The sequence below is a fragment of the Geodermatophilus amargosae genome (genome assembly GCF_900116515.1).
Classification (GTDB): domain Bacteria; phylum Actinomycetota; class Actinomycetes; order Mycobacteriales; family Geodermatophilaceae; genus Geodermatophilus; species Geodermatophilus amargosae.
In genome coordinates this window covers 182,386-193,692 of record NZ_FPBA01000001.1, presented here as the reverse complement: position 1 = coordinate 193,692, position 11,307 = coordinate 182,386, and the positions used below count along the sequence as shown (strand labels likewise).

The 11,307-nt window shown below is 72.8% G+C and carries 10 protein-coding genes; 7 read left to right on the top strand and 3 right to left on the bottom strand.

Going from position 1 to position 11,307, the window contains the following annotated elements:
- Window positions 1–198 precede the first annotated feature (198 nt).
- The 5 genes from BM414_RS00905 to BM414_RS00885 all read left to right on the top strand — a co-directional run bounded on the left by BM414_RS00905 (window position 199) and on the right by BM414_RS00885 (window position 6,694).
- Entirely contained in the window at window positions 199–993 is a 795-nt protein-coding gene (locus BM414_RS00905) for a hypothetical protein (protein ID WP_139245672.1), read from the top strand.
- Between the two features lie 615 nt (window positions 994–1,608).
- On the top strand, window positions 1,609–3,399 hold the full coding sequence (locus BM414_RS00900; protein WP_093577573.1) for an aminotransferase class I/II-fold pyridoxal phosphate-dependent enzyme: 1,791 nt from the start codon (window positions 1,609–1,611) through the stop codon (window positions 3,397–3,399).
- The gene (locus tag BM414_RS00895) at window positions 3,396–4,163 is read left to right on the top strand and encodes a CDP-alcohol phosphatidyltransferase family protein (RefSeq protein WP_093577572.1); all 768 of its coding nucleotides are present in this window, start codon (window positions 3,396–3,398) and stop codon (window positions 4,161–4,163) included. The genes BM414_RS00900 and BM414_RS00895 overlap by 4 nt, the downstream gene beginning before the upstream one ends.
- 72 nt (window positions 4,164–4,235) lie before the next feature.
- Window positions 4,236–5,468: a carboxylate--amine ligase gene (locus tag BM414_RS00890; protein ID WP_093577571.1), complete on the top strand. Its 1,233-nt coding sequence runs from the start codon at window positions 4,236–4,238 to the stop codon at window positions 5,466–5,468.
- Entirely contained in the window at window positions 5,465–6,694 is a 1,230-nt protein-coding gene (locus tag BM414_RS00885) for an FAD-dependent oxidoreductase (protein WP_093577570.1), read from the top strand. The genes BM414_RS00890 and BM414_RS00885 overlap by 4 nt, the downstream gene beginning before the upstream one ends.
- Window positions 6,695–6,893: 199 nt before the next feature.
- Here the strand turns inward: BM414_RS00885 and BM414_RS00880 are convergent, their stop codons facing one another.
- Window positions 6,894–7,778, bottom strand: coding sequence for an acyltransferase family protein (locus tag BM414_RS00880; RefSeq protein ID WP_175551358.1), 885 nt, complete (start codon window positions 7,776–7,778; stop codon window positions 6,894–6,896).
- A 429-nt stretch (window positions 7,779–8,207) separates the two neighbouring features.
- Window positions 8,208–8,918, bottom strand: coding sequence for a TVP38/TMEM64 family protein (locus tag BM414_RS00875; RefSeq protein WP_245784368.1), 711 nt, complete (start codon window positions 8,916–8,918; stop codon window positions 8,208–8,210).
- On the opposite strand from BM414_RS00875, the gene BM414_RS00870 reads away from it, so the two are divergent.
- Together BM414_RS00870 and BM414_RS00865 are read left to right on the top strand one after the other, a co-directional pair.
- Window positions 8,863–10,059 carry a glycoside hydrolase family 3 N-terminal domain-containing protein gene (locus BM414_RS00870; protein ID WP_139245671.1) on the top strand — a complete coding sequence of 399 codons (1,197 nt, stop codon included), beginning with the start codon at window positions 8,863–8,865 and terminating at the stop codon, window positions 10,057–10,059. The two genes, BM414_RS00875 and BM414_RS00870, sit on opposite strands and share 56 nt — an antisense overlap.
- Window positions 10,060–10,185: 126 nt before the next feature.
- Window positions 10,186–10,752 carry a hypothetical protein gene (locus tag BM414_RS00865; protein ID WP_093577567.1) on the top strand — a complete coding sequence of 189 codons (567 nt, stop codon included), beginning with the start codon at window positions 10,186–10,188 and terminating at the stop codon, window positions 10,750–10,752.
- A gap of 78 nt (window positions 10,753–10,830) precedes the next feature.
- Here the strand turns inward: BM414_RS00865 and BM414_RS28980 are convergent, their stop codons facing one another.
- On the bottom strand, window positions 10,831–10,986 hold the full coding sequence (locus BM414_RS28980; RefSeq protein WP_175551356.1) for a hypothetical protein: 156 nt from the start codon (window positions 10,984–10,986) through the stop codon (window positions 10,831–10,833).
- Between the last annotated feature and the right edge of the window lie 321 nt (window positions 10,987–11,307).

Here is an 11,307-nt window from a genome sequence, read left to right as displayed (position 1 = left end):
GCAGCATGAATCGTCCAGCACGAGCTCTTCTCCTCCCACGGAGTGCACAGCCACGCCACCGGCCACCCGGACCCGAGTCCCCTCACGCTCATCCACCGGCGCGACGGTGGAACGGGACCTCGCGACGTGGAGTGCCACGTCTAAGGTGCTCTCCTCGACGACCGCAGGACGCGAGGCAGAGCATGGGGGGTGCCGCAGGTGGCCGTGCTGAAGAGGCGTGCCGAGATCCACCTCTTCCTGCTCTGGTCGGAGGCCCGGCGCGCCGAAGCCGCCATCCTCGCCGACATCCGGCAGCACTTCCGGGTCCTCGAGGTCGTCGAGGTCGTGTGGACACCCGGCCCCACCTTCGCGCGCAACCTCTCTCGCATGTACATGGACCGTTTGCCGCCGGGATCCCACAAGGAGATGCACTGTGGGTCCGGTCCGATGCTCGCCGTGGTCGTCGAGGACATCAGGCCGCGCTACCGGGTGCGGGGACACCGCCGCCAGCTGAAGTGGGTGAACTCCAACGTCTTCGACGCCCGCCAGCGCTACCGGATGTGGACGGGGGACGGGCACCGGGTGCACGCGAGCGACTCCCGCACCGAGATCGAGCGGAACCTCATGATGATTTTCGGGGAAACTCCCGAGAATTTTCGGGAACGTGCCCCGGGAGCTGACGTGCGTAGTCGTCACGAGGCGGACCTGTTGGGAGCCGACGGCTGGCGCTCGACCGAAGAACTGGTCCGCGCCATCGAGATGCACGACGCCAGGGTGACTGCCGGCCCGAAGGACGACCGACAGCTGGTCGTCCTGGCTCGTGACGTCTGGTGGGCGCGGACCGTGGCCAACGGCCGAGAGGTCGACGAGGAAACCACGGACGTCCGCGTGGGCGACGACGTGGTCCGTCTCAGGGTCCTACCCGATCCGGAGGCGACGTCCCAGGACGGCGCTCGGGCACGGCTCGTACGCGCGGCACGTGGTCTCCTGAGCTCCGTGCGGCCCACCGGCTGACCAGCACGGTGACGACTAACACCCCCGTACCGCCGAAGGCGGCGAACAGCCAGGTAGGGAAGTCGTCGACCTCTCCCTCGAGGGGCTCGAGCACCTGGTGGTCCGTGAATTCGGTCCACCCCGCGGACACCGCGATCCGGAGGAACACGTAGCCGGCCACGGCGGCGACTACGACCGGCAGGATCCCCGTCGGCCGCCAAGCACACGGCAGCAGCCGCCAGGCGATGAGGGTGGCCAGCACGACGACGACCATGATCGCCACCGTGGTGATCGGTCGCGGGTAGAACCAGTCGACTCCGGTCGTGAGGGTCAGTCCGACGACAACCACCACCACCACCGCGGCCGAGACGGTGACACCGAGGAGCGGCCGCTTGTCCCCGTACACCCCTGCAGAGTAAGGGTCTGGAGGTCGGATGCGGCCCCTCTCGCGGGCCCCTGCTGGTGCTCCGATCAGCTCGGATGGCCGCCGGTCACGAGGAGCCCTCGGGCGCAGGTGGCCGTGCCGGCCCCGGGTCACGGGTACCCACCGCAGTCGGATCCGTGACCACCGTCGCGGAGTCCATTGACACGTGAGCAGGCCCACAATTGACTACACCCCTCGAACCGGGGGTGCCCATGCAGGCTCTCATCCTCGCGGCTGGCGTAGGTCGTCGCATGCAGCCGCTCACGCAGCACCTGCACAAGACGCTGCTCACGGTCGCCGGACAGACGGTCATCGACCGGATCCTCGACGGCCTCGCCGACCGCGGAGTCACGCCGGTCACGATCGTGACCGGCTACCGGGCGGACGAGCTCACCACCCACGTCGCCCGGCACCACCCGCACCTCGACGTCCGGTACGTTCACAACGCGGACTACGAGACCACCAACAACATCCACTCGATGGCGCTGGCCTTCGAGCACATGGAGCTCGACGAGGACGTCGTGCTCATCGAGTCCGATCTCGTCTACGAGCCGCGCGTCCTCGACCGGCTGCTCGCCTCTGGTCACCCGGACGTCGCCCTCGTCGACCGGTACCGGGCCGGCATGGACGGCACCGTCGTGAGCCTCTCCCCCTCCGGGAGGATCACCGCCGTCATCACGCCGGCCCTGCAGCCGGACAACTTCTCCTTCACGGACAAGTACAAGACCCTCAACATCTACCGGTTCAGCGCCGCCCTGTGCCGGGACAAGCTGTGCAAGCTCCTGACGTACTACACCAGCACCTTCGACCGGAACTGCTACTACGAGCTCGTGCTGGGCATGCTGATCTACGTCCAGCAGGTCGACGTGCATGCCGAGGTCCTGGACGGCGAGGTCTGGGCGGAGATCGACGACCCCAACGACCTGCGGATCGCCGAGTACACCTTCAACCCGGCCACCCGGTACGACACGCTGACCGCCGGCTGGGGCGGGTACTGGACCAGCGACGTCCTCGACTTCGCCTTCATCCGGAACGAGTACTTCCCACCGCCGGCCGTGCTGTCGGAGCTGCGGCTCAACCTCCCCGACCTCCTGCACAGCTATGGCTCACGGCAGTCGATCCTCGACCAGAAGCTGGCCTGGGCACTGCAGTGGCCGGCCGGGCTCGTGCACGCGGTGGCCGGCGCGTCCCAGTGCTACCCGTGGCTGCGGGCCTGGTACGCCGGCCGGCGGGTGCTCCTCCCGGCGCCGACCTTCGGCGAGTACCCCAGGGTGTTCCCGGGCGCGCGGACCTACCTCGACGCCCCGGGGATCGACTGGACGGAGGTGGAGCGCGAGGCCGAGGAAGCCGACGTCGTGGTCTTCGTGAACCCCAACAACCCGACAGGGACCCTGCTCGCGACCGAGCGCATCCGGCGGTTCGCCGAGGACCACCCCGCGACGACGGTCGTCGTGGATGAGAGCTTCCTCGACTTCTCCGACGAGCCCAGCATCGTCGGGCACCTCGCCGACGGCGCACTGCCCAACGTCCTCGTCGTCAAGAGCCTCAGCAAGGTCCTCGGCGTCCCGGGGATCCGGCTCGGCGTCCTGGCCACCAGCGACCCGACGACCGCCGCCCGCATTGCCGAGGAGACGCCGATCTGGGACCTCAGCTCGGTCGCCGAGAACTTCCTCGAGATCATCCTCAAGCACCGTCCCGCCCTGGAGCAGTCGTTCCGGCAGACCGCGGCCGACCGGGAGCAGCTCACCCGGCTGCTCAAGGACAGCCCGGGCGTCGACGCGGTCGTCCCGAGCGGCGGCGACTTCGTCCTCGTCCGCCTGACCGGCGACGCCGTCGCCGCTGACACGGCCGCGCGGCGGCTGGTCGAGCGCCGAGGGGTGCTGGTCAAGGACGTCTCCCACAAGATGGGGGACGGCCGGGGCTGGTGGCGGATCGCGGTCCGCACCCCCCGCGACCAGGACCGGTTGGCCATGGCCCTGCACGACCTCGGCGGGGCCTGGTGACCCGCGTCGCGGCCACGCGTTTGGAGCGGTCGCCTCACGAAGGCGCCAGGCGGCGGCACGCGCGCGCCGGTCACCAGGTGCCTCCCCTACACGACTTCCTCCACCTGCAGTACGCGGCGCCGAGCCCCTTCTGGAGCCGGCTGATCCCCGAGCGCCTGGGCGGCGCCATGGCGCACCTGGCCGGACGGCTGGGCGTGCGACCGTCGGTCCTGACCGTGCTGGGCGGGGTCTGCGGGGTAGTCGGCGCCATCCGCCTCGGGACCGCATCGGACCTGACCGACGCCCTGCTGGCCGGTGTCCTGTTGCTGGTCGCCTACACCTTCGACTGCTCGGACGGCCAGCTCGCCCGGGCCACCGGGCAAGCGAGCGCGCGCGGCGCCTGGCTCGACGTCACGGTGGACGCGGTCGTCACCTGCTTCATCGCGGCAGCAGTCGCAATCGCCCTCCTGTCCGAGGGCGGCGATCCGATGCTCGTGCTCCTCGTCGCCGGGGTCTTCGGAGCCAGCCGGACGGCGAGCCTGTTCACCTCCAGCCGCATCAGGTCCGACGACGGCGGGATGCGGCTGGCGGGCCTGTCGAGCCATCTGCGTACCGTCTACACAGCGCTGATCGACACTCCCTTCGTGTATGTCCTACTCGCCGCGACACGGCTCTCCGAGGGCCTGTTCACCCTGGTGGTGCTGGCTGTCGCAGCGCTGACCTTCGGACAGGTCGCGGTTTCGAGTCACCACCACTTCGCCTCGGTCCCACGGGCCGCTGAGTGACCGTCGTCGAATCGCGGGCCCGCCAGCGCCGGCCTCCTGCACGGGTACCGCTCGGTGAGGAAGGGCCGGCCGGTGCCTGAGCAGCTCGCAGCCCTCGTGTTGGACGGCAACCTGCGTGCCGCCGTCGTCGCCGTCCGCTGCCTCGCGCGCTCCGGACGCTCCGTGGGCGTGCTCGACTCGCGTCCCGGGCGGCCGTTCGTCGGAGCAGCGTCGCGGTACCCGGTCGTTAGGGGCGGACTGCCCGACCTGGAGGCCGACGAGGCGGAGCACGTGCGTGCGCTGCTCGACCTCCTCGACGCCCACCCGGCCGAGATGCTCCTCCCGGTGGGTGACGGCTCGGTCGCGGTGATGCGCCGGTATCGCGACACCCTCGCGTCGCGGACCGCGCTCGCGCTGGGGTCCGAGGAGGCGCTGGCCGTCGCGACCGACAAGCACGCCACGTTGGCCGCCGCGCGCAACGCCGGACTCGCGGTCCCGCTGAGCCGGACGGTGAGCACCGAGGCCGACCTTGAGGACGCCATCCGCTCGATCGCCCTCCCGGCCGTCGTCAAGCCGGCGACGTCGTGGCCGGCGTCGGGCGCGCACACCGGACGACTGACCTGCATTCCCGCCAGGGACGCGGGGGAGCTGCGCACGGCAGTGCGATCGGTGCTCGCCAAGGGGACCGCAGCGCTGGTCCAGCAGTGGGTGACCGGACGCCGTGAGGCGGTCCACGTGTTCCACGCGCGTGGCCGCCTGTGGGCGGCTGTCTGTGTGGTGACCCACCGCACAGCGTCGGTCGTGAGCGGCAACTCCACCGACCGGGTGACGGTGCCGCTACCACCGGACAGCGCCGCCGCTGCCACGCGCCTGGTGGAACACCTCGGGCTGGAGGGCTACGCGGAGGTCGAGTTCCGGCGTGACCACGACGGCCGGCCCCTGCTCATGGAGGTCAACCCCCGCCTGTCGGCGTCGGTCGAGGCGGCCACCCGGGCCGGGGTCCCGTTCCCCGTCCTCCAGCACCAGTGGGCGACCGGTGCCTCCCTGCAGGCGCACGAGGGCTACCGCACCGGCGTCCGGCTGCGCTGGCTCGGGGGAGAACTGCGCTGGGTACGGGACACCACACGGGCACGGGGGTGTCCGGGTGTACCCACCCCGCTCCGAGCGGTCGGGACCGTCGTGGCCGCGACCGTCCGCCCCGCCGCCTACGACTACCTGGACCTGCGGGACCCGTGGCCCGCCGTGCGAGCCGTCGGCAACCTGCTGACCCGGCGGAAGACGCCGGACACCACACCTGACCGAGACGAGGAGGTCGTGGGAACATGATCGATGGATCGGTGCCGGTGGCCGTGATAGGTGCCGGACCCTACGGCCTGTCCGTGGCGGCGCACCTGAGCGAACTGGGGGTGGAGCACCGCATCTTCGGCCGGCCGATGTCGCTGTGGACCGACAACATGCCCCGCGGCATGTACCTCAAGTCCGAGGGCCACGCCTCCAACCTCAGCGACCCGGCGGGGCGGTCGACGCTGCGCCGCTACGCCGCGGAGCACGGCCTGGAGTACCGCGACCTGGGGCACCCGGTCCCGCTAGACACGTTCGCCGGCTACGGACAGTGGTTCCAGCGTCGACACGTGCCGAACGTCGAGCAGGTGGAGGTCACCACCCTCACCCGGGACGGTGACGGCTTCCGGTTGCACCTGGGGGACGGCTCGACGCTGTCCGCGGGTCGTGTGGTCCTCGCGACGGGCATGTTGGCCTACGCCCATGTCCCGGATGTCCTGGCCGGCCTCCCAAGTCATCGGGTCACACACAGCAGCGCACACGCCGACCTCGACCACTTCACGGGTCGGGACGTCGTCGTGGTCGGCGCAGGTCAGAGCGCGTTGGAGACCGCCGCCTTGCTGCACGAGGCAGGCGCCCGACCCCAGGTGCTGGCACGGGCTGACCGGATCGGCTGGAACGTCAACCCGGCCGGCAAGTCGTGGCCCCGTCGGGTCCGCCATCCGGTGTCCACCATCGGTACCAGCTGGCAGCTGCTGTTCTGCGCCGAGCTGCCGGGCGCGTACCGGCGCCTACCGGAGCAGAAGCGGGTGCACCTGGTGCAGACGACACTCGGGCCGGCCGGAGGGTGGTGGCTCAGGCCGCGCATCGAGGGAGTGGTCCCGGTGACCGTGGCATCGCACATCACGGCCGCTCGAGCGTCGGGGGACCGTGCCGAGCTGACCGTCGAGGGGCCGGACGGGACGAGTGTGCTCGGCGCCGATCACGTCATCGTCGGCACGGGCTATCGCGTGGACCTCGGCCGGCTTCTGTTCCTGGACCCCCGGTTGCGCGCAGGCGTGTCCACGGTAGCCGGCTCCCCGATCCTCGACCGCGATCTGCAGTCGAGCGTGCCAGGCCTGCACGTGGTCGGGCTCCCGGCTGCCGTGAGCTTCGGACCCGTCCAGCGGTTCGTGGCCGGGACGGGCTTCGCTGCTCGACGGGTCTCCGGCGCGGTAGCACGGCGCGGGAAGCGGGTGCGACCTGTCCCCGCCGCGGTCGCCAGGGGCTGAGACCCGACACGGGTCGGGGTCGGGCGGCCCGACTCGTCACGCACGGACTGCCGATGGGCGGCGGCGCGGCCCAGCTCCAACAGCCCGGCCGAGGATGTTCCTCGGCCGGCGTGGACACTCGTGAGGCGGGCGATGCGTCCGGGGAATGATCAACTGCTCGTCGACGTCCATGCCGCGTGGGCTTCCGGCACCGTCGGGGTCAGCGGGTTTCGTGGGTGGGTGTGGCGAGCGCGAGGCTCGGCGAACGGTCGCGGAGGAGCCGGTTGCACAGCCGCTCCACCACCAGGTGCAACATGACGGCGGCGACCACCGCGGCGGCGCTGATGACGGCCACCTGAACCGCCCGGGCGTCGGGCAGGACCGGCGCGAGGTTGACGATGACCAGCTCGTGCACGAGGTAGAAGGCGAAGGACGCCTCACCGGCGAAGACCAGCACCCGGCTCGGCAGCCAGCCCGACCGGCCGTCGAGGTCGCGGCCGGTCATGTGCAGCACGACGAGCAGGAAGGGCACGGCCACGACTGCGTTGCTCACCACGGGTGGGAGCACCGAGGCCGCAGCCAGTCCCACCGTCAACGCGGCCGCGGCGGCCACGCCGGGCACGCGGGGCCGCCAGCCGTCCCGGACGGCGATGCCGGCCAGCAGTCCGAGGAGGAACTCGCTCACACGGACCAACGGCAGGTGGTCGGCCAGGCCCGGACGCGCCAGGTACGCGATCACGGCGAGGCCCAGGCCCAGGGCCACCAGGGACCATGACAAACCACCAGGCAACCGACGGACGACGAGCACGGCGAGCGGGAACACGGCGTAGAAGAACGCCTCGCAGCTCAGCGACCAGGAGACGCCGTTCATCCCGTAGGCGACGTCGTCGGCCCTCCACCATGCCCGGATCAGGAACGCGTTGGCGAGAGCCGCCTCCGCGTCCCGGTGCACGGGCACGACGGGCACCGCCATGGCGACGGCGAGCATGACGAAGTCGCTGGGGTAGACGCGGGCGAAGCGACGACGCCAGAAGGTCCGCGCCGGGAGGTCCGGCCGGGTGCCCCACGCCAGGACGAACCCCGACAGGACGAAGAAGAACGCCACCCCAAGAACCCGAGCTCCGTCCACCTCCCGGGGATCGACACGACCCCCTCGAACTCCAGGTGGTAGATGAAGACGGACAGCGCGGCGAAGGCCCGGAGGGCGGTGAGTCGGGGTAGCAGCCGGACGTCCGTCCCCGGCGTGTGGTGAGCAGGGCGGACGGCTTGCCGGGAGGAGCCCGGAAGCCGCAGCAACATGGCGGGGACCCTAAGGACGGGTCCCCGCCGAGCGCGACGACCTCACGCCCGTGGGACGGGGACGGCACCGCCGGGACACCTCGACCCGCGTGCCCGTGACCCTCCGTAAACGGATGAGCCGGTGGCTCGGTGACTGCTCGTGGTCGCCGTCGGCGGCGCTCGAGCGGCCGACGACAGGGAGCGGGGCGGCGGACAGCCAGGCAGTGCCCGTCCTACTCGATCGGGAACAAGGCGCTCATGACGACGTCCCGGCCCGACCGCGACGGGCGGTCGACGAGCCGCGTCCGCGCACTCCCGGGTCCTCGCACCGCGACCGCCACCACACCAGGCCCGCCACCGCGACGACGACCACCGACGCGCCGGCCACCCCCACCGGCGACCCGGCGCGCGCGGCCCATGCGGTCAGTCCTGGCACCGAGGCGCCCACCCCCACCTGCAGCACGGTGGTGGGCACCAGCCCCAGCGCGGTCCCCGCCGCGTAGGCCCCGAGCGGCACGGCCGACAGCCCCGCCGCGTGGCTCAGCACGCTGTACGGCATCACCGGCAGCACGCGGGCGACGAGGACGGCGACGAACCCGCGGCCGGCGACCGCCCGGTCGACCGCCGCCAGCCGCGGGCCGGCCAGCCGGACGGCGGTCTCGCGCCCCAGCGACCGGGACAGGCCGAAGGCGGCGAGCGCGCCGAGCATCCCGCCCGCCAGGGACACCGCGAGCCCCGTCCAGAACCCCAGGACGACGCCGAGCAGCACGCACAGCGCCGACCGCGGCACCGGCCCGACCAGCAGGGCGCCCTTGGCGAGGGCCAGCAGCACCAGCCCCGCCGCGCCGGCGCCCGCCACCCAGCGCCGCAGCGCGGCGACGTCGGGCAGCTCCACGGTCAGCGCGACGACGGTGCCGGCGGCGAGGACGGCGAGGAGCACGCCCGCCCTCAGCCATGTCGTCCGCACCGGCCCATGGTGCCGTGCGGAGGACGTCCTCCGGGGTCGGCACACTGGGGACACCGCCGTCGACGTCGCCTCCCTGCGGCACCGAGGAGCCCGATGCGCCTATCCGCCCGGGTCCCGAGCGGCCACCCCGTCGCGCTCGTCTGCCTGCTCCCGACTGCCTGCTCCGGGCCGGCAGAGGACCCGTCCCCGAGCACGCGGGCGAGCACCACCTCGGCAGCGACCACCACGACGAGCCCGTACGCGACGACATCGCCCCGGGCCGAGGCCCCGGTCGAGCAGCGGTGGACGCGGCCCTCGCCAGGATGGACTGCCGCGCGCAGGTGGCCCAGTTGTTCGTCGTCGGCGTGGAGCTCGACGACCTCTTCCCCGGCGACGACCTGCTCGCCGACGGCGTGGGAGGCGTCTTCCTCGGCGGCCGCTCGCGGGCACCGGCTGCCGATCTCGCCGCCGTCACCGTCCGCTGGGCCTCCGACGCACCGGGACCGCGCCCCTGGGTCGCCGCCGACCGGGAGGGCGGTCAGGTGCAGGCGCTGCAGGGTCCCGGCCTCGACCGGCTGCCGGCCGCCGACGAGCAGGGGCAGCTGCCGCCCGATCAGTCACTGCGCTCGCCGGCACCCTCGGCGCCCAGCTCGCCTCGGCCGGGGTCACCCTCGACCTCGTGCCGGTCGCGGACGCCGTCCCGGCCGGCAGCGAGGCGGCCACCGACCCGATCGGCGCCTTCGGCCGCCAGTACGGCAGCACCGCGGCCGACGTCGTCCCCCACGTGCACGCGGTGGCCGACGGGCTGGCCGCCCACGGCGTCACCCCCACGCTGCAGCACTTCCCGGGGCTGGGCCCGGTCGACGCCAACACCGACGAGGTCGCCGGCGTCACCGATCCGGTCACCACCGCTGTCAGCGAGCAGGTGGCCGCCTTCGGCGAGCTGGCCCGCTCCGACGCCGAGCCGTTCGTGATGGTCTCCTCGGCCACCTACCCGCGGCTGAACCCGGACGCGCCGGCCACCTTCTCCCGGCAGGTGATCACGACAGCGTCGTCGTCACCGACGACGTCCACCTGGAGATGGTCGACGCGGTCCTCGCCTGCCCCGAGGCCGACCCCGGGTTCTCCGCCACCGTCGACGCCGCCGTGCGCACCGCCCTGACCGCCGAGACCCGGGCCGGGCTCCTCCAGCCCTGCGCGCCGCAGCCCGTTGACGGCCCGCGGGCTCGCGGTGATCCTCTGCGGCCGGGCGGCTGCGTACGGTGCCGTCGCGACCAGGAGGCGATCCGTGGACTCCCCGACGGCGGCCACCCGCCCGGGCGCCGCGACCGCGGCCGCACTGCTGGCGTTCCTCCAGGGCGGCCTCTACCTGGGTGGCGTGGTCTGGCAGAGCGTGGACGTGGCCGTCTCAGGCTCCGGACTCGAGGACCTCGGTCCCGCGGCGGTCGCCGTCCTCGGCATCAGCGCCCTGGGCGCGGCGCAGGTGCTCGGCGGGCTGTTGCTGCTGCGCCACTTGCGCAGCGCCCCGCTGGTGCCGGCGTCCTGCGCCGACGCCGTCCTGTGCGGCGTCCTGCTGCTGGTGGTGTGCCTAGACGCGTCCGGCGGCGCCCTGTCGACCGCCGACGTCCTGGCGCTCGGGCTGGGCCTCGCCCTCCTGACCGGCCCGGTGCTGCGACTCGTGCTGCTCGCCCGCCCGGGGGTGGTCGCCTGGGCCGGAACCCGGCGCACCGCGGGCGGTGCCGGCGTCGTCCTGGCGGTCGTCGTCGGCGTCGGTGTGCTCGCCTCGGCATCGACCGTCCTGCTGGTGCTCGCCGCACAGCAGACCGCCGTCGGCGCGGCGGTCCCACCCGGGTGAGGCCCCACGCGTGGTGCGTTGACCGCCGCGCCAGGATCCTCGGTCCGACCGACTGACCGGTCTCACCGCCGAGGGCGGTCACGCCACGTCCCAGTCGGCGTCATCGAAGTCCTCGCCGGTGCGACGCCGGCGGTGTTCGCGCCGCTCCGCCATCCGGATCGCCCTGCCGATGGCGACGGCCGCACCGAACGCCACCGCCGGCCACCCGATCAGCAACCACATCCACCACGCCACGCGACCTCCTGCCGTTCCCCCGGCGCCCGTGGTGACGCCTCGGCACGGTCAGGCTACGGAGCGCTCCGCAGGACGGCAGCGTGGGGACGCGACGCTCAGGACGCCTTGCGCCCCTCCCGGGCGAGGCCTCCTCATCGTCCTCGCAGGCCGGCCGCTGGCCCCGCAGCTCACGCCGATCGGCCGCCTCGACCACCTTGCCCACGCTGACCGCCAGGGCGGTTCCGAGGACCGCCCACAGCACCAGCGCCCACACCCACCACGGCACGTGTCCCCCAGCCGAACGGACGGCCCCCGTGGTCTGCTGGAGTAGTACCCGGAGAG